Genomic DNA, 23,079 nt, shown 5'->3' with positions numbered 1-23,079 from the left:
AGCGGGACGCATTGAGCCCCGCCGGATCTTGTTCGGCGGGGTTTTTTGTCTTGCAAACGGTGGCGGCCTCGTCGAATACGGCCATTGCTGAGAGATAACCCGCCGGAATCATCCCATGAAGCGTCTCGAACTCGCCATCGAATCGATCATTCTCGCTTCACGCTGGCTGCTCGTCGTTTTCTATATAGGCCTGGCCCTGGCATTGGCCGTCTATGCGCTGTCCTTCGGCAAGAAGCTCTATGAGTTCATTAGCCTGGCGTTCACGCTCGGTGACACCGACACCATCCTGAAGATGCTCGGCTTGATCGATGCCGCGCTGGTTGCCTCGCTGGTGGTGATGGTCATCATCTCGGGCTACGAGAATTTCGTCAGCCGCTTCGACGACCAGGACGGCGGTGTGCACTGGCTGGGCACCATCGATGTCGGTTCGCTGAAGGTCAAGGTTGCCTCGACCATCGTCGCCATCTCGTCGATCCACCTCTTGCAGGTGTTCTTGAACTCATCGTCCTACACGACCGACCAGTTGATGTGGCTGACCATCATCCATCTCGCCTTCGTCGTCTCGGCGCTCATGCTCGCCTATATCGACCGGCTGATGGGCCTGAGCAAAGGCAAGAAGGACGAGGCGTGAGCCTGCGCCTGCCGGACGTTGAATCAATCCCGCAGGAACGATGCCCTACCGCCTTGTTCGAGCAGGGCTTTCCCATGACTCTGCTGGTGGCGAAGGGCTTGGCTCGACGCCCGTCGCGTCAAAACGAAGAGCTCTAGTAAATATTCCTGATCTTGCTGTCCGTGCGGGCAAACACCTCGTCGGGAACAAAAAAGTCGCCGGCCAGCGGCCCGGTCGCATCAGGCGCATAGATCGAGAAATCGCTGACGCCCTCGGCGCGCAGCACCTCTTCGTCGATGTAGAAATTGCCGGTCGCTTCGCGCGCCGGCCGCATGAAGATGGCATGCGCAGCATCGGCCATGATGTCGGGCAAACGGCTCATTGCCGCCACCGTCGCGCCGCCCAGCAGATTGCGCACGGCTGCCGTGTCGATGGTCGAAATCGGCCACAGTGAATTGACGGCGATGCCGTCCTTGGCGAGCTCGGCGCTCATGCCGAGCGTGCACATCGACATGCCGAACTTGGCCATCGTGTAGGCGACATGGTTCTTGAACCACTTGGCCTTCATGTCGAGTGGCGGTGCCAGATTCAGGATGTGAGGATTGCTGGCCAACTTCAGGTGCGGAATGCACATTTTGGACACCAGGAAGGTGCCGCGCGTGTTGATCTGATGCATCAGGTCGTAACGCTTCATGTCGGTTTCCAGCGTGCCGGTGAGCTGGATGGCGCTGGCATTGTTGACGCAGATATCGATGCCGCCGAACTTTTCCACGGTCCTGGCGACCGCCTCGGCCACCTGTGCCTCTTCACGGATGTCGCACAGCACGGGCAGCGCCTTGCCGCCGGCCTGCTCGATCTCTTCTGCCGCGCTATAGATTGTGCCGGGCAGCTTCGGATGCGGTTCGGCGGTTTTCGCCGCGATCGTCACATTGGCGCCGTCGCGCGCCGCGCGCAGCGCGATCGCCAGCCCGATGCCGCGCGATCCGCCGGAGATGAACAGCGTCTTTCCCTTGAGCGACATTTCCTTGCGCCTCCCTTGCAACACGTCAGACGCGAAGCTTTGCGCGGCGGGCGACCACAGCGCAAGACCCGACACGCCGGACACCGCGTTACGCAGCGTAGGGTCTATGACTAAACCAGCACCAGCCCCTGCCGCATCGCAGTGGCAATCGCGTCGGTGCGGTTGGCGGCACCGAGCTTGATCAGGATTGCGGCGACATGGAACTTCGCGGTGTGCACGGAAATGTTCAGCCGCCGCGCGATCACCTTGTTGGGTGCGCCCTCGGCCAGCAGCGCCAGCACTTCCGCCTCGCGCGGCGACAGCGAAGGACGGACGGCATGCTCGTCGGAGGCTTCATCTTCGAACGGCTCGCCATCGCCAGTATGGAAATCCTCATGGCGTCCGGTTCTGCGCTCGCCCGATACCCGATAGCCGGCCGCCGCCAGCCGCGCCGCCGCAGCGATCAACAAATCGTCCGCGCCCGTTTGGAGGACGGCCAACACCTCGCCCGCGGGCCGTTCGCCAGCGCGTCCCGATAGCAGAACCCGGGGAATGGCGGCCGGCACGGCACCGCCGCTGCTGTCGTCAACGATGGCGACGTCAGCCCTGCCGGCCACCACCGGCAGCAGGTCATCGCTCGCGGCCAGCGAGGCCGCCAGGCGCTCGGCGCGCGACGCATCGCCAAGCGCAATCAGCACCACCAGCCGCCGCGAGACGGCACCGTCATGCATGATCCGGTCGCTGGTGAGCGTGTCCATGGATGCCCTCAGCTCAGCGGCTTTTCGCCGATGGTCAGCCCGACATCGCGCTGTTCGCCGCCGCGCACCACGCCGAGCGTCACCGAAGCGCCCGCACTGTCTGGTCCGAGCCTGCGGATCAGGTCGCGCGGGCCATGCACCGCCTCACCGTTCCACGCCACGATGATATCGCCGAGAGAGAGACCGGCGGCCTTGGCGGGACCATCGTCATCGAGGCTCATCACCATCGCGCCATGCGCGTCGCGGTCGCGTACCGGATGCAGGCCGGCGCCGAGATAACCGCGCGCGACATGGCCCTTTTCGCGCAGCGTCGCAACCGCCCGCTCGATCGTCTCGTACGGCATGACCAGCGCCCGGTGGCGCGGCCCGAACAGCAGCATGCCGATCAGCGCACCCTTGGCGTCGAGAACCGGGCCGCCCTCGAAACGGCCGCCGGCACCGACGGCCAGATTGATGCGCCGGTCGATGGTGCCGCCGCGCATCGAGCGCCAGGCCGGACCGACTTCGCCTACCGAGCCCGAAACGGCCAGAGCCGACCCGTTGCTATTGCCGATGGCGATGGCAATGTTGCCTGGCCGCACCGCGTCAGCCCTGGCCAACGGCACGGCGTTGATGGCCGTAGCCGGCTTCAGCAGGGCAACGCCAGTCGACGGATCGCGGCCGACCAGTTCTGCCTTCACCGCCTCACCCGAGGCCAGCGTCAGCTCGATCTCCTCGCCGGCCTCGACAGCCTCCTCGGCGGTGACGAAATAACCGTCACGCCAGTGGAAGGCGCTTGCCGTGCGGTGATGATGCGTGGCGAAGCCAGCCGTTGCCGGTGCCGCCTGGCCGGCGAGATCGGCGATGGCTTGCGAAAACGCACTCAGATTGAAATCGCTCATATTGGTCTCCTGGGTTCATCCATGCCCCAGATATCGCTCGACAGCGCGTTCAGAGGTACTCGCCTGACGGCTAGTTGCCGGTTTGACTGGCCATCTGGTCAGGTCGCGGCGGTTCCAGCCGCTCCGCACATATAGTGCGTGTCGCCCAAAAGTGCTCAGCGGTTTTGGGACAACGACACGCACAGGAAAAAAATCATCCTTTCGCCCGAAAATACGGAGCCCTTCCATGGCCCTCGCCGCAGCCAAATTCGAACCTGACGATACATTGCTCGACGCATATTCGACGACCGTTGCGGACGCCGTCGACCGCATCGGCCCGGCCGTCTGCCGCATCGAACGCGTCGGCGGCCAGGGCGGCCACGGCTCCGGCTTCGTCATCGCGCCGGACGGACTGGTCGTCACCAATTTCCACGTCGTCGGCGATGCCAGGACAGTGCGCGTCTCGATGCCGGACGGCGCCTCCCGCGAAGGCCGCGTGCTCGGCCGCGATCCCGACACCGACATCGCGCTGGTGCGCGCCGACGGCAGCTTTGCCGATGTCGCACCGCTCGCCGATTCCAAGCGGCTGCGGCGCGGCCAGATCGCCATCGCCATCGGCAATCCGCTCGGCTTTGAATGGACCGTCACCTCCGGCGTCGTCTCGGCGCTCGGCCGCTCCATGCGCGCCTCGACCGGCCGGCTGATCGACGACGTCATCCAGACCGACGCAGCGCTCAACCCCGGCAATTCCGGCGGGCCGCTGGTTTCGTCGGCCGGCGAGGTGATCGGCGTCAACACCGCCATGATCCATGGCGCGCAGGGCATCGCCTTCGCGGTCGCCTCCAACACCGCCAATTTCGTCATTTCGGAGATCATCCGCTTCGGCCGTGTCCGCCGCGCCTTCATCGGCGTCTCGGCCGACACTGCCAGTTTGCCGCGCCGCGCCGCCCTGTTGTCGCAAGTCTCGACCAGCACGGCGGTTCGCCTGCGCAGCGTCGAAAAGGACGGCCCGGCGGCCAAGGCCGGCCTGAAAGAAGGCGACATCATCGCCGCCATCGACGGCCGTCCTGTCACCGGCGTCGACGACCTCGTGCGCATGCTCGACGCCGAACGCATCGGCCGCGAGACGCTGTGCACCGTCGTGCGCCGCACCGGTGTCAGCCAGGTGACGGTGACGCCGGTGGCGAGGGCCAGTTGAGGCGGGCGCTCAGGCTCCCGCCACCCCTTCCGCATACTGCGCCAGAAACCCCTCGCTCGGCGGGATCGGCTTGATGACGTCGATCAGCACGCCATTGGGGTCCTTGGTGATGAAATGGCGCTGGCCGAAGGGCTCGTCGCGCAGCGAGCGCAGGATCGGCAGGCCGGCGGCGACGACGCGCTCATAGACAGCGTCCGGGTCGCGAACCTCGAAATTGATCAGCAGGCCCGAAGCGCGGCCCCGCCCCTCTTCCGGGATGGTCTCATGGTCGCCCTGGACGATGCCGAGATTGACTCTTCTGTCCTCCCCCGATTGCAGATGCACATACCAGTCGCTTTCGAACAGGGGCTGGAAGCGGAAATGCTTCACATAAAAGGCCGCCGTGCCGGCGACGTCGCCGGTCATCAGCACCGGGTAATAGCTCGTGGTCTTCATCTTTCCTTCTCCCGTCAATTAACATACAGTCTGCATGTAAACTGAATTAACATACAGGCTGCATGTATGCAACACGATTCCGCGCGTCGTTCCAACCGCGACCGCACCGAAGCGACTCGCGCCCACCTGATTGCCGCGGCGCGAAAGCTGTTCACGGAGAAATCCTATTCCGAGACCGGCACGCCGGAGATCGTCGCCGCCGCCGGCGTGACGCGCGGCGCGCTCTACCATCATTTTGCTGACAAGCAGGCACTGTTTGCTGCCGTGGTCGAGCAGGAGGCGGCAGCGGTCGCCGAGGAGATCGAGCGCGCCTCGCCGCCATCGCTGTTTGCCCATGACGCGCTAATTGCCGGCTCCGACGCCTATCTCGCCGCCATGCGCGCGCCCGGACGCACGCGGCTGCTGCTGCTCGACGGCCCGGCCGTGCTTGGCCGCGCCGCCATGGACGCGATCGACAATCGCCACGGCAACCGCTCTCTGCGCGAAGGGCTGGTCGCGGCGATGCGGGCGCAGACGATGACGAGATTGCCGGCCGAAGCGCTGACCGCACTGCTCGGCTCCGCCTTCGACCGTGCCGCCCTGGCCATCGAGGCCGGCGCCTCGGCCGAGGACTACCGTGCCGTGCTCATGGCGCTGATCGATGGACTGTCTCGTGCTCCTCATCCGGCACCTCGCCCGGTTCGAACTCGTTGAAGCAGCCGAGCTGGCGCTTGAACTGGTCGATCAGCCAGGCCGCCGCCGGCTTCGGGCTGCGATCGCTGCGATGCATGGCAAACAGCGGCGAGCTCACCTCCCTGAAGGATTCGAGGTCGATCTCGACCAGCCGGCCGCTCGCCAGGTCGTCTGATATCAGCCAGCGCGGCAGCCCGCCCCAGCCCAGCCCCTCGCGCATCAGCATATGCTTGGTGCGCACATCCGTCAGCCGCCAGGTACGGTAGGCATAGACGCCGAAGTCGCGCCCCTTGGTGCGCTCCGACTGGTCGGTGACGACAAGTTGGGTGTGTTCGCGCGCATCCTCGATCGCCACCGGTTTCGGCAGCAAGGCCAGCGGGTGGGTGGGGGCGGCGGCCAGCACGATCGACATGAAGCCGATGCGCACAAGGTTCACGTCGACATCGCCCAGCAGGCCGCCAATGCCAAGGTCGGCCTGCCCGCTGACGACATGGTCGGGGATCAGGCCGAGCGTGCCGATGTGCAGCCGCAGCATCACGGTCGGAAACTGCGCCTCGAATGCCTTCAGCACCCGAACCAGCACCGGTGACGGCAGCGTCGCGTCGACCGACAGCGCGACCTCGGCCTCGAGCCCCTGGTGGTGGCCGTCGACGCGCGAGCGGATGCGCTGCAGCACGCCGATCATGCGCCGTGCGTCCTCCAGCATCGCCCGGCCGATCTCCGTCAATCGCGGCTCGCGCGTGCCCTCGCGCTCGAACAGTTTCAGCCCAAGCTGCGCCTCGAGATTGGCGATGCCGTAGCTGATGACGGACTGTGCCCGATTGAGCTTGCGGCCGGCGGCCGAGAAGCTGCCGGCTTCGGCGACTGTCACAAAGATCTGAAGTTGATCGAGCGTCGGGTTGGGCTGCATCGTTATATCCAACTTATGGATGGATCGTATAGAAAATATACCAGTTTATTGAATGGATCGAAAGCCCCATATTTGGCGAGACAAACCATTCCAACCGCTGGAGAGAGCCCAAAATGTCCATTCTTCTTGTCACTTCGAGCCCGCGCGGCGCTGCCTCGCATTCGACCCGCATCGCCACCGAATTCGCCGAAAAGCTCGTCGCCGCCGATCCGTCGAACACGCTCGTCGTGCGCGACCTCGTCGCCAATCCGTTGCCGCACATCGATATCGACTACGCGACGGGCATCTATACCCCGGCCGAAGCGCGCACTGCGCGCCAGGCTGAAGTCGTCGGCGTCTCCGATGTCGTGCTCGACGAGCTGTTCGCCGCCGACACGGTGATCCTGGCCACCGGCTTCATCAACTTCAACATCTCCTCGACCCTAAAGTCATGGGTCGACCACATCTCCCGCTCCGGCAAGAGCTTTGCCTATGGCGAGAACGGCCCCAAGGGTCTGGTCACCGGCAAGAAGGTCTATATCGTGCTGGCTTCCGGCGGCATCTATTCGGAAGGTGCGGCCGTGCAGTTCGATCACGCCATTCCCTACCTGCGTGGCGTGCTCGGCTTCCTCGGCATGACCGATGTCGATGTCATCCGCATCGAAGGCGTTGGCATGGGTCCTGACGCGGTGACAGCAGCGCTCGCCAAGGCGACCGCCAAGGTCGACGCCGTTGTGGCCGCCAGCCGGGACGTCGCGGCTGCCGCGTAAACAGCCGAGATTTGTCCGCATCGAAGGCAGGCGTTCGCGCCTGCCTTTTGCGTTCTAGCCGATGAGGTGCCTCAGCAGACCAGCGGCGCTGACCCCGATCAGCACGGTCGGCAGCATGGAAAACCGCGTGGCGGCTGCCAGAGTAACAGCCAGCGCCAGAAGATCCGCCGGGGACTTCGATACAAAGGCCGGTGCGATGACTGAGATCAGCACGCAGCCGGGCGCAGCTTCCATCACAGCCGTGGCACGGGCGCCCAGCGTGCGGTTGCGCAGGACGACATAGCCGCCGATGCGCGTCAGGTAAGTGACGCCGGCCATCAGCACGATGGTGAAAGGGGTCGTTGCATCGATCATGCATCACCCGCCATCAGCCAGGCCGCGACCAGACCCGACATGGCGCCGGCGGCGACATACCAGGCACCGGGAACGAAGAGATAGACCAGTGCTGCAACGACCAGGCTGACCAGCCAGGGCCGCGCCGCCGCCATACCCGTCCACATGCCGCGCATCAGCACCAGGAAGACAGCCGGGAACGCCATGTCAAAACCATAGGTCTCGACATGGCCAAGCATCGGACCGAGCAAGGCACCCAGCGTGGTGAAGGCCACCCAGGTGAGATACATCGCCAGCGCCGCGCCCATATAGTAGCGCGGGCTGAAGGCCGGCGTGATGCCGGCTGCAGCACGCAGTTTGGCATCGGCCAAGCCCAGCGCCCAGCTTTCATCGCACATAAGGAAAAGCGCCGGAAACACCTTGCGCCGTGGCAGGTCGCGCAGGAACGGCGCCAGTGCCGCACCCATCAGCAGGTGACGGCTGTTGACCAGGAAGGTGATGGCGACGATGAGCACGATGTGCGGCGGCGACGTCCACAACTGGATCGCCGCGAACTCCGAACCGCCGGCGAAATTCAGCCCTGTCATGGCAGACAGTTCGACCGTGCTCAAGCCTTTCTGCGTCGCCTGGGTGCCAAGCACCAGCGCATAGGGGATGGTGCCGAACAGCACCGGCGCGCAGGACGCCACGCCACGGCGGAATTCGGATTTCGAACCATCTGCCACCGTCTCGACTGCCTGTGAAATGCTCATGTGTCTTCATCGGCTGACCTCGCGGCCGCCGCTTCCCTGCGTTTGAAATCAACTGATGTCGGCAGCAAACATACCGAAATCGGTCCGCAATTTGGTTGCGGAGATTGTTGTATTTCGCCGAATTCTGGCATTTTATGTTACAAATTTTCGAATAGATGGAATCTGTAGCCATGAAGCTGGATGAGATCGACAAGCGGATTCTGCGGGCGCTGCAGCGCGACGGCCGCATGGCCAACAATGATCTGGCCAATGAGGTCGGGCTGTCGCCATCGCCTTGCCTGCGTCGCGTGAAGCTGCTGGAGGAAGCCGGTGTCATCGACCGCTACGTCGCCGTGCTCAACCCGACCAGCATCGGCAAGGGTCTGACCTTCTTCACCCGCATCTGGCTGAAGACGCAGGACGAGGACACGATCGAGCATTTCGCCACCGAAGTCGCCAAGCTGCCGCAGGTGATGGAGTGCTACCTGATGCTCGGCGATTGCGACGCCATGGTGCGCGTGGTGGCGGCCGGCATCGACGACTACCGCCGCTTCCAGTCGGAGCATCTGAGCCGCATCAAGGGCGTGCAGAACGTCAAGACCGACGTCCCCAGCCAGACGATCAAATACACGTCGGAACTGCCGGTCTGATCTGCTGAAAACGGCGTCGGGCCAGACTGGATAAAAAATGCAACCGGATTGTAGGATCAGCCTCGCTGCCGGCGTCCTTCGGATGCAAGCAGCGCTGAGCGCTGCCCTCTGGCATGGGAGATTTGAATGAGCTTTTCCTATCGTTGGGTCATCGTCGCGGCTGGCGCGCTGATGTCCTGTGTCGCCATCGGGACGATGTTTTCGCTGGCGATCTTTCTCGAGCCGATGGCGATCGACACCAACTGGTCGCGCGCCGGCATTTCGAGCGCCATGACGCTCAACTTCCTGGTGATGGGCCTTGGCGGCTTCGCCTGGGGCGCGATATCGGACCGTTTTGGCGCCCGCATCGTCGTGATGACCGGCGCGGTTCTGCTCGGGCTGGCGCTGGTGCTGGCCAGCCGGGCCGGTTCGCTGCTGAGCTTCCAGATTACCTATGGTGTGCTGGTCGGCCTCGCGGCAAGCGCCTTTTTCGCGCCGATGATCGCGCTGACCACAGGCTGGTTCGACACCAACCGTAGCCTCGCCGTCTCGCTGGTCTCGGCCGGCATGGGCGTGGCGCCGATGACGATTTCGCCCTTCGCCCGCTGGCTGATCTCCGCCTATGACTGGCGCACCGCCATGTTCGACATCGGCATTACCGCCTGGGTATTGCTGTTGCCGGCGGTGCTGCTGGTGCGCCAACCACCGAAGCCCGTCATGGCCGATACCGGCTCCGCGCCGGTTGCCGAAGGCGCCGGCCTGACGGTCGGCAAGGCGCTGCGCTCACCGCAGTTCATCGTGCTGGCGCTGACCTTCTTTGCCTGCTGCGCGGCGCATTCCGGGCCGATCTTCCACATGGTCAGCTATGCCATGCTGTGTGGCGTCGCCCCCATGGCAGCGGTCTCGATCTACAGTGTCGAAGGCCTGGCAGGCCTCGGCGGCCGGCTCTTCTACGGCGTGCTGGCCGACCGGCTGGGCGTCAAGCCGGTGCTGATCGCGGGCCTGGCGATCCAGGCGATCGTCATTGCCGCCTATCTCTCGATCAGCCGGCTTGAGCAGTTCTACATGCTGGCCGTTATCTTCGGTGCCACCTATGGCGGCGTCATGCCGCTCTATGCGGTGCTGGCGCGCGAATATTTCGGCCAGCGCATCCTCGGCACCGTGTTCGGCGCCGCCACCATGCTGTCCAGCCTCGGCATGGCGCTGGGCCCGCTTGCCGGCGGCATGGTGTTCGACGCCTACGCCAACTATTCCTGGCTGTTCATCGGCTCGGCTCTTATCGGGCTCGGCGCGGTCGGCATCGCCATCGCGTTCCCGCCACTGCCGCGCAGGGAGTTGCAGCCGGCTTAGTCCGCGTCGATTTCCCAAACCTTGCTGGCCAGGCGCGCAATCAGCCTGGCCCGTTCGGTTCACTGCGGATCCTGTCCCCTGTTTCACCTGTTCCCCCTTTGCGCGAGGCAGCTTATGGCCAACGTTTGCACCAAGCGATCTCGACTGAGCTCGCGCATCCAGTCCACGCAGAGAGGACACCCTGATGGTCGAACATCCGAGTGGAAGCGACAGAATTGCCGCAAGCGCTGTTACCGACGACGATCCGCGTCTTGCATTCATTTATCAGGAAGCAGTGAGAGGTCTCACGCAACAGCAAACCCTTGTGGAGAACATGAGCAGCCGCGCCGGCAGCCTTGTCTTCGCCACCGCCTTCGCAAACTCGTTGCTTGGCGGTGCGGCCCTTTCCAACGGGCTTGGGCCTTGGGACTGGATTGCGGTGCCCTGCTGTTCGGCATTGGCGGGCTGATCGTCTTCATGCTTTGGCCCTACCACCAATACACATTCCGCTTCGATCCCGAAGAGTTGCTTGATCAATATGTCGACGGCGACAGGCCGACGACGATGTCGGCCATGCGCCGCGCGCTTGCGCTTCGCATCAAGGCGGACATGGCCGGCAACTGGCGAATTATCCAGCGGCTGCGGGTGGCGCTGCAGATTGCGCTGCTGTTTCTGCTGCTCGATATCCTGGCCTGGCTTTTGGCGATTGCAGGCGTTTGAGCCGGAGGGCACACGGGTCCGCCACGGCCCGGCGCTTGAAGGACAGGCAACCCACGATGGATCGAAAAGCTTTCTTGAGCATTTAAGCTTTGGCTAATAGTAGCCCAGGAGAGAACCAATGAAAAAGACGCTGCTCATTTTGAGCCTGCTCATTCCGCTCTCGGCGTGCTCCCGTACAGAACAAGGCGCTGCCGTCGGCGGCTTGGGTGGCGCAGCAGTAGGCGCCGCGGTTGCCGGCGATCCTGTGCAAGGGGCGGTTGTTGGCGGTGCGGTTGGCGCGATAGCCGGAGCCGTCATCGGGCACGCCAGCGAAGCCGGCCAGTGCAGATATCGCGATCAGTATGGCCGGGTTTACGTTGCACGATGCCCGGAGGGTTACTGACCTGGAGGCGCGTGATCTCTTTCGATCACGCGCCTGCTCCGGAGGTGGGATAAGCGATGGGCTATCGGATCAAAGTACTGCTGGGTTGCTGGTTCGCCGTTGCCAGCGCCGCGATGTATGCGGCATCCACCGCCGCGATCTCCGCCGCGCCTGTTGATGCCAAGACGATTGCCGATCACCTCTCATCGGTAAAGTCCATGTCCGGGGACTTCGTCCAGTCGGGTCCAAATGCGGAAAGGACTCGTGGCAGGTTTTTTCTACAACGCCCCGGCAAGATCCGATTCAACTATGCAGGCCAATCAGGAATCAGCGTGATTGCAGATGGCAAATCCCTGGTGGTTTATAACAGAAAGCTGAAGACATCGCGGCTTTATGCTCTCTCGAAGACGCCGCTTAAGCTGCTGCTCGACAATAAGGTCGACTTCTCCGGCAATCGCGTGAAAAGCATCAGGGACGATGGCGCCCAAGTTACCGTCAAGCTGGCCGACAGATCGACCTTCGGCAATTCGAGCATCTCCATGGTGTTCGACAGTAAATCTCTCGATCTGCGCAGATGGAGCCTCACCGACGAGAAGGGACTTACCACAACGGTGACTATATCAAATGTGAAGCAGGGCGTTCGCGCTCCCGAGGGCACCTTCGTGATCGATTACACGGCAAACCGTGAATTCAACACGACAACGAAATAGCCGAAGCCGCGGGCATATTCCCTGGCCGGAACCAATGCGATCACCAGCGGTTTAGTCCATGAAGGGACCGGAACCGCAAAGGACGCGGCGCAATGATTGAAATTCACAGCATGGAAGCGGCCAAAGCCAGACTGCGTATAAGGAGAGCTGAGCACTCTTTGAAGTGCGCGAACGACTTGCTGGATGAGGAAGGTGGCGTCGCCCTCAATCTGGCATTGTGCAGCCGGATAAGAGCCGCGCAAAGGCACCTGATCGAGGCAAGGGCACGCCTGATGACGATCGATCCCGCCAGGACGAATTGACCCGCTGGCGGTCGCGATCTGCGACCTCCAGCGGAGAGGTGGTCCTGCCTACCCAAAAATCCGATCGCCCTGCTCGTCGACCAACTGGATGCCCTCCTTGATCGAGATGTCGACGGCGTCGTCGAGCGGAGAGTTAAAGAAGGTTGTATCAGACAGACCTAAGGCGATAGTAGTTATTCGTCGGTAAGTGGGGCTTTTCATCGTGACAACTCGCCTGGGTCCGCTGGTAACCTTTTGCTTGATCGCCTTTGTCGCCTTGACTGCAACTGCATCGGCCGTCGCAAAGCAGAAAGCGCCCGAAGAATGGCCGATGAACTTCATTCTGGTTCGGAACGGCGATTGCAACGTCAACTGCGTCCAATGGATATCTGCCGAGGGCATAATAAAACCTGATACCGCCAGGCAATTTGAGAAATTTCTGCGGAAACTGAAGGGAGAAAGGCTTCCTGTCGTGTTTCAGTCTGGCGGCGGGAACGTGGATGCGGCGCTCGAAATGGGACACATGATCCGCGCCGCCGGCCTCGAAACTGCGATAGGCAGGACGCAGTTGAACGGCTGCCCGATGCTGGTGCCACGCTGTCCGCAAAAGATGGTCAGGAACGGCTGGTCGGAAGGGGAAGTTCATTCTGGTGGGGCGTACTGTTTCTCGGCCTGCCCATGGGCCTTGGCTGGGGGCCAGGTCCGCGCCGCAGCTGCCAATGCCCGGATCGCCGTCCATCAGATAACGAACGGCCGGAAGACACCCCGAATGCACAACGGCAGAAGAAGCCTTGATGAGATTTCGACGGTGCCTGATCCGGCGCTGAAGCAGTTGCTGTCCGACTATTTCGACGAAATGGGCGTCAACAGCGCCGATGTGTTCGCCATGATGGGGCTGGCAACGCCGCAGGGCCTTTATAACGTCTGGGACGCTGAAGCGCTCAAATCAGGCATCATAACGAAAGTCTACTCGTACTCGGAAGAACCGGGCTACGTCATCGGTGGAACGAATGTTGCCGATCCGGCCGATCCCACGCCGGCGGCTACTCCAGTGCCGGCGGTTACCACAATGCCGGACGAACTCATGCATTTACTGCCATAGCAAGGCGGCCTGTAGAGTGAGCCGGCTTTGATGGCATTGCGGAGACCAGGCCTTGTTTGGCGTTCCCAACACGCTTGACAGCATCTTCACGCTGATCGGTTGGGCTCATTGCGAGATGCCGAAGATTTTCGCCTCGACCGGTCCTGCCTATCCAAAAACCCGATCGCCCTGCTCGTCGACCAGTTGGATGCCCTTCTTGATCGAGATGTCGACGGCGTCGTCGAGCCCGGCAAAGCGGTCGGCGCGGATGAATTTGTGTTCCTTCACCACGCCGTCGATCTCCTTAGAGACGACGCCGCAGGTCTGGTACTGGCCATCGGCCTTGTAGGGCGTGGCGCTGATCAGAAAGCCCTTGTGCTCGATCTGCTTGGCTGGCGCTGCACTCGTCGGCTCAGCCGTCTGGGTTCCGCCGCCGCCACCGCCGAAAAGACGCTTCAGAAAAGACATCGGACTTCCTCCAACAGCATTCATCCCGCACCATGTAGAGTGACGCGGGATGAATTTCACTATCGGTCCTTGGGCCAGCGGGCAAGGGCTGCGTCCGGTCGGCTGGACGAGCTTACTTGTGCGACAGCGCTTCCAGCGCCTCGGCGGCGGCTTCGAGGATGGCGATCGCCTCGGCCTGCTTGTCGGCCGGAGCGTCGACGAAGTCGCCCAGAGCCGCGCGCAGCCGGTGACGGACCGCGCGGAATTCGTCGCGCGCTTCCGAACGATCCCCGCGGCCACCGCGGCCGCCACGACGCCCGCCCTCTTCGCTCTCGTCGTTCCAGCCGAACCAGTCGCGCGCCTTGGCCATTTTGCGGCCGAAGCGCTCGAGATGGTCGAGCACGCCGTCGATCATCTCGCGGTTGTCGGCGAGATGCGCCTGGCCCGCCTCGGTGATCGAAAACACCTTCTTGTTGCCGTCGGCGGCGGAGGCGGCATAGCCGGCCTCTTCCAGGAAGGTCAGCGTCGGGTAGACCACGCCCGGGCTCGGGCTGTAGATGCCGCTGGTGCGCTCTTCCAGGGCCTTGATGATGTCGTAGCCGTGACGCGGCGCTTCGGCCAGCAGCGACAGCGTGATCAGCTTGAGGTCGCCGTCGGCCAGCATGCGTCCGGCGCGGAACATGTCGCCCGGACCGCCGCGCCCGCCACCACGGCCGCCGTGGCCGAACGGGCCAAAGCCGCCGCCCCCTCTGCCACCGAATTTGCCGGCCATGTGCATGAACATGCGCTCGCCGAAATGACCGCGCCCGAAATGATTGTGTTTGTGCATTGATTGCTCCTTGAGTTGTATCGTACGATATATCTTAATTAGGCAAGTCAATCGATGGAGTCAAGATATATCTTACGATCTATCTGAATGCAGCACCAGCGGGCTCGATTTTCCAGTCTCGGCCGCTTCGTTGCGAACGGCGGCCACCGATAAATTCGGCTACCAGCGCCCCTTGTGCCGGTTCCAGGCATAGAGAAGATCGGCAAAGCGATCGTAGGCAAAGCGTGTCAGCGGCAAGGCAACCCGATTGCCGAACAGCGTCGCCAGCCAGCCCTCGCCCGGCGTGACCTTCCATACCGCGATGGCGACATCGGCGCCGACCAGCAGTCGGCCCTCGGCATCGGTGGCGTGCAGCCGGCGGCGGATATCCTCAAGCGACGCGCCATGTCCGGCAAGCGCTGCCGGTTCAAGATTGATGTCTCGGAACTCGATCCGCCCAGCCTTGACCGCTTCGATCAGCCGCCGCTTCTGCCTGCTGATCCCGGCATCGCAGACCGGGCAGCGCGTGTTGTACCAGACGGTCAGCATAGTTCCGGCATTTGGTTGGTAGCGCAAACTTGAAGGACCACGAACGATCGGGCGCCGTCAAGACGTCGCTCGGTCGCTCGCGCGAAGGAGAATGTATCGGGCCAGCCGGTCCGGCCCTTCCGCTACGGGCTCTATCCGAGCGAGGTGACGATCTCGCGGTAGGCTAATTCGGGAAAGGCCTTCAGCGTCCGCGTCCTGACATTGCCGGCCGCCGCCAGCATCAGCGAGAAGCGCGCCAGCACCGCGTCGTCGGGCGCTTCGACCACTGCCACCATGTCGTATTCGCCCATGGTCAGGTAGAACGCCTTGAACGATCCGCCCATGTCTCCCAGCTGCTTTCTGGCGGCGTCGAGCCGCTTCGGTGACTCGCGCACGTTTCTGGCACCCTGCTCCGTCCAGTTCATCAGCACGATGTAGCTTGTCATGGCACACCTCCCTCCGGGGCCACGGAGCACGGCGGCTTCGCCGGGGCGGGCATCCGGCTTATCGCCCAGAAATGCATCCGACAGCGAAATTATCCTCCCGAAGGGCTTGGCCCGCAAGAGTGCGCCCCACAAACAAAAAAGGGCGCCATCGGCGCCCTTGAACTCTTTGCATCGGTAAGTCTCAGCTATCCAGGAAACTGCGCAGCTTGCGCGACCTGCTCGGGTGCTTGAGCTTGCGCAGCGCCTTGGCTTCGATCTGGCGGATACGCTCGCGGGTAACCGAGAACTGCTGGCCGACTTCTTCCAGCGTGTGGTCGGTGTTCATGCCGATGCCGAAGCGCATTCTGAGCACGCGCTCCTCGCGCGGCGTCAGCGAGGCCAGCACGCGCGTGGTGGTCTCGCGCAAATTGGCCTGGATCGCCGCGTCGATCGGCAGGATCGCCATCTTGTCCTCGATGAAATCGCCCAGATGCGAATCCTCCTCGTCGCCGACCGGCGTTTCGAGCGAGATCGGCTCCTTGGCGATCTTCAAGACCTTGCGCACCTTTTCGAGCGGCATGGCAAGCTTTTCGGCCAGTTCTTCCGGCGTCGGCTCGCGGCCGATCTCGTGCAGCATCTGGCGCGAGGTGCGCACGATCTTGTTGATCGTTTCGATCATGTGCACCGGAATGCGGATGGTGCGCGCCTGATCGGCGATCGAACGCGTGATCGCCTGCCGGATCCACCACGTCGCGTAGGTCGAGAACTTGTAACCACGGCGGTATTCGAATTTGTCGACCGCCTTCATCAGGCCGATATTGCCTTCCTGGATCAGGTCGAGGAACTGCAGGCCGCGATTGGTGTATTTCTTGGCGATTGAGATGACGAGGCGCAGATTGGCCTCGACCATTTCCTTCTTCGCGATCGCCGCTTCGCGCTCGCCCTTCTGCACCTGGTTGACGATCTTGCGGAATTCCAGGATCGAGATCGCCGTTTCGGTGGCGAGGTTCTGGATCTCGGCGCGCAGGTCCTTGATCGCATCCTTCTCGTTCTTGGTGAATTCCTTCCAGCCGCGCGAGGTCAGGTTGCCGATCGAGCGCGTCCAGTTCGGGTCGAGCTCGGAACCCTGATATTCCTTCAGGAACTCTTCGCGACGCACGCCGTAGCTTTCGGCGAGCCTGAGCAGCTTGCCTTCGTTCTGCACCAGGCGCTTGTTGATGTCGTAGAGCTGCTCGACCAGCGCCTCGATGCGCGCCGTGTTGAGCGACAGCGACTTCACCGCCTTGATCAGTTGGTCCTTCAGTTCCTTCAGCCGGCGATCCTGGCTGGGCGACAGCGTGCCGGCCGCGGCCAGACGGTTCTCGACCTGCTGGTCCTGCAGCTTGCGCAGCTTTTTGTAGGTGTCGGCGATAACGTCGAGCGTCTCCATCACCTGCGGGCGGAGTTCCGCTTCCATCGCGGCCAGCGACAGGCTCGCTTCGTCCTCGTCTTCGTCGTCGTCATCCGTCAGCCCACGCGTATCGGCGCCGACATTGGTGATGTCGTCTTCGTCGTCGCGCGAACGGCGCGGCTTGTCCTCGACCTTGGCTTCCTCGACGCGCTCGACCACCGGCGCCTGCTTGGCCTCGGGGCCGGCATAGGTGGCTTCGAGATCGATGATCTCACGCAGCAGGATCTTGGATTCGTTGAGTTCGTCGCGCCAGATGATGATGGCCTGGAAGGTCAGCGGGCTTTCGCACAGACCCGCGATCATCGTCTCGCGGCCGGCCTCGATGCGTTTGGCGATGGCAATTTCGCCCTCGCGCGACAAAAGCTCCACCGAGCCCATCTCGCGCAGATACATGCGCACCGGATCGTCGGTGCGATCGGTCGGTTCTTTCTTGGTGGTGGTGGCGGCGACCGCGGTGCCGGTCTGCTCAGCCAACTCGTTGGCGTCTTCCTCGGCATCGGCCGCGGTGTCGGCGGCCTCGGGCTCCTCGCCCTGCTCGTCGTCCTCGACCACGTTGATGCCCATGTCGGACAGCATCGCCATCGTGTCCTCGATCTGCTCGGAGGTCACTTCCTCTGAGGGCAGCACCGAATTCAGCTCGTCCATGGTGACATAGCCGCGCTTCTTGGCGGCCTTGATCATCTTCTTGACAGCATCATCGGAAAGGTCGAGCAGAGGGCCATCGGTGGCGCCTTCGCGTTCGGTTTCGACCTCTTCCTTTTCCTTTGTCGCCATAGTCTTTATCTTCTCCTAGCGGCCGAACTTCAAAGCCGCGTAAGCTGTCGGACCAGTCAAATCGGATGCGCTCGCTTATGAAACGCGCTTCACCGGGCCAGTAACTGCATCAACTCGTTTCGTTTGGTGTATGTCGTTGCCCCAAAACCGGGTTTCCCTTTTTGGGCGACATCCATTAAGTCCAGATTAACCCTGATATCTGTGGCAGGCGGGCTGCCTGTCCAGTGACCAGTACCTCACATCGCTTATTTCCCGTCGACGCGGGTTCGGGTTAACGTTTCGAATCGTCCTGATTCCGCCAATCTGCCAGAAGGTCAAGCGCCTCTCGCATGATTCGCATGAAAAAAGCGAATCAATTACCCGACTTAGCCCGTTACGCGCCATTTCGACGCGCAACGACGCTTTCTCAATTCACTCGCTTCCAACTAAGCTCGCCCTGCCCTGCCCGAGGAGACGCCAAACCCTTCGATCAGCGCTTCCGTGGCTTGCACATCCTGGAATTGCGCCTGAATTTCGATCAGGTGCCGGTAGTTTTCGTCTGTGGGATCGGTGGCGAGCGCCGCTTCCGCCTGTTTCAGTTCCTTATGTAAGGTGCGCGCGCTGCGCTGCAAGTGCAGCGCCTGGCTGAAAGCATCGCGGGCATCTTCGAGGGCGGCGGTCTCCAGCGCCGGCCATTGCCGCATTCGCCGGATCAGGCCGACCGCCCGCTCCCAGATCTCGGCGCAGCCGGCGCGTTCGATCGTCGCAATCACCGCCTGCCGGTCATTGGCCATGTCATGCGCCATTGCATCGAGGATTGCCGCATGCAGCCGCCTCAGATCGGAGTTGGCAAGATCGAGAAACTCGATATGGGCGAAATTCTCGTCGATCAGTGCCGGATGGTTGACCAATGCGACGATGATCGTCGCCTCGCGCACCGACATCCCCTCGCCGCCGCGTTTGACCAAAGCCGACTGGCCGAGACTTTCGGTGATCGCAATGCGGCCGCCACCGCTCTTGGCGAACTGCCCGCCGGGAGCGGCTGCCTTGCCCTGGCCCGGGCGCCCATCCTGGCGGCCGCTTTGCCTGGTGCCGCGCTGCGAGCCGAAGAAGCTCAACACGCGCTCGCGCATCTCCTGTTGATAATGGTAGCGGAGACTTTCATCGCGGATGCGGCTGGTCAGTTCGCGCAGCGTCTTCTCGAGCTCGGCCCGCCGCTCCGGCGTATCGAAGACGCCGCCCGCCGTCTCACGCATCCATAAAAGGTCGACCAGCGGCCGCGCCTCGGCCAGAACGCTACGAAACGCATCCGGTCCTTCGGCCTTGACCAGATCGTCGGGATCCTTGCCTTCCGGCAGCAGCGCGAAACGCGCCGAGCGGCCGGCCTGCACCGACGGCAGCGCCATGTCGGCGGCCCGCCACGCGGCCTTCAACCCGGCCTTGTCGCCGTCGAAGCATAACATCGGCTCCGGCGCCATGCGCCACAGCAGCTCGAGCTGGTTCTCGGTAAGCGCGGTGCCGAGCGGCGCCACGACATTCTCGAAGCCGGCCTGCGCCAGCGCGATGACATCCATATAGCCTTCGACGGCGATGACCGTGCCGCCCTTGGCCAAGGCCTTGCGGGCGCGGGCGAAATTATAAAGCACGTTGCCCTTGTGGAAGAGCTCGGTGTCGGGCGAGTTCATGTATTTGGCCAGCGCATCGGGCTGCAGCGCGCGGCCGCCAAAGGCGATGATCTTCCCCCTGGAATCCGGGATCGGAAACATGATGCGGTCGCGGAACCAGTCATAGGAAACCGGGATGTCGTCGCCGTGGCGCACCAGTCCGCAGGCCTCGATATCGGCTTTCGGCACGCCCCTGGCGGCGAGATGCTCCTTCAGCGCATTGCGGCTGTCGGGCGCAAAACCGAGCCGGAACGATTGCTGCGTCGCCGGCGTCAGGCCGCGGTCGCGCAGATAGGCACGCGCCTTGGCGCCTTCCGGTCCCTGCAGCCGTTCCTGGAAGAAGGCGGTCGCCATCTCCATGACGTCGGTCAGGCTGGCGCGTTCCTTTTCGCGCCGCTCCTCCTGCGCGTCGCGGACCGGCATCGGCACCCCGGCCATGTCGGCGATCTTCTCGACCGCCTCGGGAAAGCTCATCCCGTCCAGTTCGGTGAGGAACTTGAAATGATCGCCCGAGACCGAACAGCCGAAACAGTGGTAGCGGCCCTTCTTGTCCTCGCAGTGGAAGGAAGGGCTCTTCTCGCCGTGGAACGGGCAGCAGGCCCAATAGTCGCCGCGCGGTGCGTTGGTCTTCTTGCGGTCCCACGCGACGCGCTGGCCGATCACCGATGAAATCGGCACGCGGTCGCGTATCTCGTCGAGGAAGGCGGGTGGAAAGCGCATCGGGGAACTCGTTTCCCGATTATATAATCACGCCCGCGAAATCCGACGACCCTTAATGCGGGCCATACCCGGTTTCCACAGGCAAAAAGAAAGGCGGCCGTAGCGGGCCGCCTCCCTTTTCAATGTCCGGCAGGTGCCGATTAATGCGCGGCAAGCGCGCCGAAGATGACGCCGGAGAGGATGCCGACCAGCACATAGTCGTTGCCGACGCGGATCCATTCCTGGCCGCGGCCGGGGCGATGCAGGCCGTAGCGGCCATAGTCGCGGATCGGCTGATGGCGCTTCCAGCCGGAATATTTCTGGCCATGCCGCCAGTTGTTGCGCTTCACGACGACGACCTTCTTCTTGTAAACGCGCTTCCTCACATCGCTGTGGTGGCCGGGCTTCTGCCAGTCGACCTGACTGTAGTTCGACTGCGGCGCGTTCGGCGCATTCAGCGGTGCGGCCTGGCCGGTGAGCGACGTGGCGGCCAGCATCGAGAAAGCGAGTGCGGAAAGGACGATGCGTTTCATGAGAAGTCTCCTTGGTTGTCGATATCGAAGCAGTAGCTGCCCATCGATGAACCGAAACTGAACGCACGCATTACAATTATGTAATGAATTCCTTGATTTACCCAAGGAAGCTGAACATGACCGCAAAGGCGGGAGCCAGTCGCACCGCAAACTCGGCCTATCCGCCGCTTCGCGCCCGCCCCGCAATGCAACCATTTGCGCGTCCGTCCATTTTCCGACACCGCCTGTCGCGCGGCAACGGCCCTTGAAATCGACAAGATTTTATTACCCGGCTAAAATATTCGAGCTATTATAAGTCACCGCCATGAACATGATTCGTTCCCTCGTTTTTCCTTCTGATCGCCACGCAAAACAGGGCGGGCGCCCTGTTTGCATGCGGGGGACGAAATGAGCGGGTCCGTCGTCCTTCTGCATCTGGCCGGCGCCGTGGCGCTGATGCTGTTTGCCACCCGCATGGTGAAGACCGGCGTTGAACGCGCCTATGGCGACGTGCTGCGCCATCGCCTCCGCGCCACCATGCGCAATCCGATCATGGCGGTGCTGGCCGGCACCGGCCTTGCCATCGCCCTGCAGAGCTCCACCGCCGTCACGCTGCTGGTCGGCTCCTTCGCCGGCTCTGGCATCGTCTCGGGCGCCGCGGGTCAATTGGCGGTGCGCGGCGCCGAGATCGGCTCGGCGCTGGTGGTCAAGCTGCTGACCTTCGACCTCACCTTGCTGGTGCCGCTGTGCCTGATCACCGGCACGGTCATGTTCATGGCCACCGAGCGGCGCGACTGGCGCCAGTCCGGCCGCATCCTGGTCGGCATCGGCCTTCTGATCCTGTCGCTGGAGATGATCGGCCAGGCATCGGAGCCCCTGCGCAACAGCCAGCTCATGCCGGTCATCATCAACTACTTCTCGACCGATTCCATCACCGCCTATCTGCTGGCGGCACTGATCACCTGGCTGTTCCAGTCGAGCATCGCGGCGGTGCTGTTGATGGCGACGCTGGCAGGCCGTGGCCTGATCACGCCCGAACTTGGCGTCGTTCTCATCCTTGGCGTCAACCTCGGCTCCTCGATCATCGCGCCGATGCTGACCCGCTCGTCGAGCCCCGAAGTGCGCGTCGTGCCGATCGGCAATCTCCTGATGCGCGGGCTTGGCTCGCTGGTCATGCTGATCCTTGTCATGATCTTCAGGCCGCACTTCGCCTTTCTCGGTTCTACGGCGGCGGACCAGATCGTCAATGCCCACATCCTGTTCAATGTGCTGATCCTGCTCGCCGGCCTGCCGCTGGCAGGCTTCGTCTACCGCGCTTCGGAGAAGATCGTCGCACTTGGCACCAAGCCCGTGCCGGCCGCCTCGCTTGACGTCGTCGAGCTGTCCGCACTCAACGAAAGCGCGCTCGACGTGCCGAGCCAGGCGCTGGCCAATGCCATCCGCGAGGTGGTGCGGGTCTGCGAGACGATCGAGATCATGCTCAAGCGTATCATCGAACTCTATGAAAGTGCCGACGCCGACAAGATCAAGGCGCTGGCCGCACTCGACGACCGCGTCGACCGCAAGCACGCCGCGATCAAGCTCTACCTCGCCAAACTGACCAGGAACCCGCTGACCGAGGACGAGGCGCTGCGCTGCCAGGAACTGATCGGCGCCTGCGTCAAGCTCGAGCAGGTCGGCGACATCATCGTGCGCAACATGCTGGTGCATGTGAAGAAGAAGTTCGAGCGCGGACTGGAATTCACCGACGAGGGCTGGGCCGAGTTGTGCGCCTTCCATGGCTCGGTTCTGGCCAATGCGCGGCTTGCCTTCAACGTTCTGGTGTCGCGCGATCCCGAGACCGCCCGCCAGCTGGTGCTGGAAAAGGACCGGCTGCGCGACCGCGAAAAGGAAACCAGCGCCAGCCATTTCGTGCGGCTGCGCGACGGCACCGCCAAGAGCGTCGAAACCAGCTCGATCCATCTCGACACCATCCGCGACCTGAAACAGATCAATTCGCTGCTGGCCTCGATGGCCTATCCGGTGCTTGAAGAGCGCGGCCTGCTGACGGGGTCGCGGTTGAAGGCGAGCTGAAGAATAGCAATCCCCCACGAGGCCTCCGGAGAGAGAGGAAGGGCGCTAGTTGAAATAAGATCGCGCCCTTCCTCTACCCCGTCGATCGGGGGAGAGGTGTCGAGCGAAGCTCGACGGAGTGGGGGACGACCGGCTCTGGCTTCGTGAGTTAAAGTCAGGAAGATGCCTCTGGTTAATCCTCACTACCCGAGGTTATGGAATCCCGATCGCGCTCGCTTATCGGCGGCTGTACCTCCGAAGATGGGCTTCCCCCACTCCGTCGCTGCTTCGCAGCGCCACCTTGTATCTACACGAGAGAGATTTCGTGGGATTAGAGCGATTGAGCCAAGGTCCGGGTGGCCGCCCGGACCTTG

General features: G+C 62.9%; 28 protein-coding genes. 13 read left to right on the top strand and 15 right to left on the bottom strand.

Annotated features, from left to right (window positions below; genetic code table 11):
* Positions 1-115 precede the first annotated feature (115 nt).
* Positions 116-631, top strand: coding sequence for a TIGR00645 family protein (locus tag AC0L2D_RS26145; RefSeq protein ID WP_013530171.1), 516 nt, complete (start codon positions 116-118; stop codon positions 629-631).
* A gap of 133 nt (positions 632-764) precedes the next feature.
* Here the strand turns inward: AC0L2D_RS26145 and AC0L2D_RS26140 are convergent, their stop codons facing one another.
* The 3 genes from AC0L2D_RS26140 to AC0L2D_RS26130 form a co-directional block, all read right to left on the bottom strand.
* Positions 765-1,631, bottom strand: coding sequence for an SDR family oxidoreductase (locus AC0L2D_RS26140; RefSeq protein ID WP_275952496.1), 867 nt, complete (start codon positions 1,629-1,631; stop codon positions 765-767).
* Between the two features lie 110 nt (positions 1,632-1,741).
* Positions 1,742-2,368 carry a helix-turn-helix transcriptional regulator gene (locus AC0L2D_RS26135; protein ID WP_063168767.1) on the bottom strand — a complete coding sequence of 209 codons (627 nt, stop codon included), beginning with the start codon at positions 2,366-2,368 and terminating at the stop codon, positions 1,742-1,744.
* Between the two features lie 8 nt (positions 2,369-2,376).
* Positions 2,377-3,249: a S1C family serine protease gene (locus tag AC0L2D_RS26130; protein ID WP_473543063.1), complete on the bottom strand. Its 873-nt coding sequence runs from the start codon at positions 3,247-3,249 to the stop codon at positions 2,377-2,379.
* A gap of 226 nt (positions 3,250-3,475) precedes the next feature.
* On the opposite strand from AC0L2D_RS26130, the gene AC0L2D_RS26125 reads away from it, so the two are divergent.
* Entirely contained in the window at positions 3,476-4,426 is a 951-nt protein-coding gene (locus tag AC0L2D_RS26125; RefSeq protein WP_013530167.1) for a S1C family serine protease, read from the top strand.
* Positions 4,427-4,435: 9 nt separating this feature from the next.
* On the opposite strand, the gene AC0L2D_RS26120 is transcribed toward AC0L2D_RS26125, so the two are convergent.
* Positions 4,436-4,861, bottom strand: coding sequence for a VOC family protein (locus AC0L2D_RS26120; RefSeq protein ID WP_473543061.1), 426 nt, complete (start codon positions 4,859-4,861; stop codon positions 4,436-4,438).
* A gap of 66 nt (positions 4,862-4,927) precedes the next feature.
* Between AC0L2D_RS26120 and AC0L2D_RS26115 the strand changes: the two genes are divergently transcribed.
* Positions 4,928-5,554 carry a TetR/AcrR family transcriptional regulator gene (locus AC0L2D_RS26115; protein WP_473543059.1) on the top strand — a complete coding sequence of 209 codons (627 nt, stop codon included), beginning with the start codon at positions 4,928-4,930 and terminating at the stop codon, positions 5,552-5,554.
* Here the strand turns inward: AC0L2D_RS26115 and AC0L2D_RS26110 are convergent.
* Positions 5,487-6,443 carry a LysR family transcriptional regulator gene (locus AC0L2D_RS26110; protein WP_473543057.1) on the bottom strand — a complete coding sequence of 319 codons (957 nt, stop codon included), beginning with the start codon at positions 6,441-6,443 and terminating at the stop codon, positions 5,487-5,489. The two genes, AC0L2D_RS26115 and AC0L2D_RS26110, sit on opposite strands and share 68 nt — an antisense overlap.
* Before the next feature lie 113 nt (positions 6,444-6,556).
* On the opposite strand from AC0L2D_RS26110, the gene AC0L2D_RS26105 reads away from it, so the two are divergent.
* Positions 6,557-7,192, top strand: coding sequence for an FMN-dependent NADH-azoreductase (locus AC0L2D_RS26105; protein WP_473543055.1), 636 nt, complete (start codon positions 6,557-6,559; stop codon positions 7,190-7,192).
* Positions 7,193-7,246: 54 nt separating this feature from the next.
* On the opposite strand, the gene AC0L2D_RS26100 is transcribed toward AC0L2D_RS26105, so the two are convergent.
* Complete coding sequence (locus AC0L2D_RS26100) at positions 7,247-7,546, bottom strand: AzlD family protein (RefSeq protein WP_127369670.1); 300 nt, start codon at positions 7,544-7,546, stop codon at positions 7,247-7,249.
* Positions 7,543-8,277, bottom strand: coding sequence for an AzlC family ABC transporter permease (locus AC0L2D_RS26095; protein ID WP_473543053.1), 735 nt, complete (start codon positions 8,275-8,277; stop codon positions 7,543-7,545). The genes AC0L2D_RS26100 and AC0L2D_RS26095 overlap by 4 nt, the downstream gene beginning before the upstream one ends.
* A 170-nt stretch (positions 8,278-8,447) precedes the next feature.
* Here AC0L2D_RS26095 and AC0L2D_RS26090 point away from each other — a divergent pair, with 170 nt between their 5' ends.
* From AC0L2D_RS26090 to AC0L2D_RS26060, 7 genes are all read left to right on the top strand, one after another.
* Positions 8,448-8,906 carry an Lrp/AsnC family transcriptional regulator gene (locus tag AC0L2D_RS26090; protein ID WP_027162052.1) on the top strand — a complete coding sequence of 153 codons (459 nt, stop codon included), beginning with the start codon at positions 8,448-8,450 and terminating at the stop codon, positions 8,904-8,906.
* Positions 8,907-9,032: 126 nt separating this feature from the next.
* On the top strand, positions 9,033-10,235 hold the full coding sequence (locus tag AC0L2D_RS26085) for an MFS transporter (RefSeq protein ID WP_473543051.1): 1,203 nt from the start codon (positions 9,033-9,035) through the stop codon (positions 10,233-10,235).
* 184 nt (positions 10,236-10,419) lie between these two features.
* On the top strand, positions 10,420-10,683 hold the full coding sequence (locus AC0L2D_RS26080; RefSeq protein WP_473543049.1) for a hypothetical protein: 264 nt from the start codon (positions 10,420-10,422) through the stop codon (positions 10,681-10,683).
* The gene (locus tag AC0L2D_RS26075) at positions 10,638-10,934 is read left to right on the top strand and encodes a hypothetical protein (protein ID WP_473543047.1); all 297 of its coding nucleotides are present in this window, start codon (positions 10,638-10,640) and stop codon (positions 10,932-10,934) included. Before AC0L2D_RS26080 ends, AC0L2D_RS26075 begins: the two co-directional genes overlap by 46 nt.
* Positions 10,935-11,052: 118 nt before the next feature.
* Complete coding sequence (locus AC0L2D_RS26070) at positions 11,053-11,316, top strand: YMGG-like glycine zipper-containing protein (protein ID WP_013530156.1); 264 nt, start codon at positions 11,053-11,055, stop codon at positions 11,314-11,316.
* 56 nt (positions 11,317-11,372) lie between these two features.
* Positions 11,373-12,005: an outer-membrane lipoprotein carrier protein LolA gene (locus AC0L2D_RS26065; protein WP_473543045.1), complete on the top strand. Its 633-nt coding sequence runs from the start codon at positions 11,373-11,375 to the stop codon at positions 12,003-12,005.
* A gap of 92 nt (positions 12,006-12,097) precedes the next feature.
* Positions 12,098-12,307, top strand: coding sequence for a hypothetical protein (locus AC0L2D_RS26060; RefSeq protein WP_013530154.1), 210 nt, complete (start codon positions 12,098-12,100; stop codon positions 12,305-12,307).
* Between the two features lie 48 nt (positions 12,308-12,355).
* Here AC0L2D_RS26060 and AC0L2D_RS26055 read toward each other — a convergent pair whose 3' ends face one another.
* Positions 12,356-12,628: a hypothetical protein gene (locus AC0L2D_RS26055; RefSeq protein ID WP_145923780.1), complete on the bottom strand. Its 273-nt coding sequence runs from the start codon at positions 12,626-12,628 to the stop codon at positions 12,356-12,358.
* Between AC0L2D_RS26055 and AC0L2D_RS26050 the strand changes: the two genes are divergently transcribed.
* Complete coding sequence (locus AC0L2D_RS26050; RefSeq protein WP_127369554.1) at positions 12,618-13,388, top strand: COG3904 family protein; 771 nt, start codon at positions 12,618-12,620, stop codon at positions 13,386-13,388. The genes AC0L2D_RS26055 and AC0L2D_RS26050 overlap by 11 nt on opposite strands.
* A 147-nt stretch (positions 13,389-13,535) precedes the next feature.
* On the opposite strand, the gene AC0L2D_RS26045 is transcribed toward AC0L2D_RS26050, so the two are convergent.
* The 7 genes from AC0L2D_RS26045 to AC0L2D_RS26015 form a co-directional block, all read right to left on the bottom strand.
* The gene (locus AC0L2D_RS26045; protein ID WP_473543042.1) at positions 13,536-13,835 is read right to left on the bottom strand and encodes an HlyU family transcriptional regulator; all 300 of its coding nucleotides are present in this window, start codon (positions 13,833-13,835) and stop codon (positions 13,536-13,538) included.
* 112 nt (positions 13,836-13,947) lie between these two features.
* Complete coding sequence (locus AC0L2D_RS26040; protein ID WP_013530152.1) at positions 13,948-14,643, bottom strand: PadR family transcriptional regulator; 696 nt, start codon at positions 14,641-14,643, stop codon at positions 13,948-13,950.
* A 159-nt stretch (positions 14,644-14,802) separates the two neighbouring features.
* Entirely contained in the window at positions 14,803-15,171 is a 369-nt protein-coding gene (locus AC0L2D_RS26035; protein WP_224674927.1) for a thiol-disulfide oxidoreductase DCC family protein, read from the bottom strand.
* Between the two features lie 131 nt (positions 15,172-15,302).
* Positions 15,303-15,596, bottom strand: a complete 294-nt coding sequence (locus AC0L2D_RS26030) for a GYD domain-containing protein (protein WP_013530150.1) — start codon at positions 15,594-15,596, stop codon at positions 15,303-15,305.
* 181 nt (positions 15,597-15,777) lie between these two features.
* Complete coding sequence (gene rpoD, locus AC0L2D_RS26025) at positions 15,778-17,799, bottom strand: RNA polymerase sigma factor RpoD (RefSeq protein ID WP_013530149.1); 2,022 nt, start codon at positions 17,797-17,799, stop codon at positions 15,778-15,780.
* Between the two features lie 425 nt (positions 17,800-18,224).
* Entirely contained in the window at positions 18,225-20,162 is a 1,938-nt protein-coding gene (dnaG, locus tag AC0L2D_RS26020) for a DNA primase (RefSeq protein ID WP_063168778.1), read from the bottom strand.
* 140 nt (positions 20,163-20,302) lie between these two features.
* Complete coding sequence (locus tag AC0L2D_RS26015; protein WP_013530147.1) at positions 20,303-20,674, bottom strand: RcnB family protein; 372 nt, start codon at positions 20,672-20,674, stop codon at positions 20,303-20,305.
* A 387-nt stretch (positions 20,675-21,061) separates the two neighbouring features.
* Between AC0L2D_RS26015 and AC0L2D_RS26010 the strand changes: the two genes are divergently transcribed.
* Complete coding sequence (locus AC0L2D_RS26010) at positions 21,062-22,726, top strand: Na/Pi cotransporter family protein (RefSeq protein ID WP_473543039.1); 1,665 nt, start codon at positions 21,062-21,064, stop codon at positions 22,724-22,726.
* Positions 22,727-23,079: the final 353 nt, after the last annotated feature.

The sequence above is a fragment of the Mesorhizobium sp. WSM4833 genome, assembly GCF_055811095.1.
The sequence above is the reverse complement of the archived record's forward strand: the minus strand, read 5'-3'. Positions and strand labels throughout refer to the sequence as shown.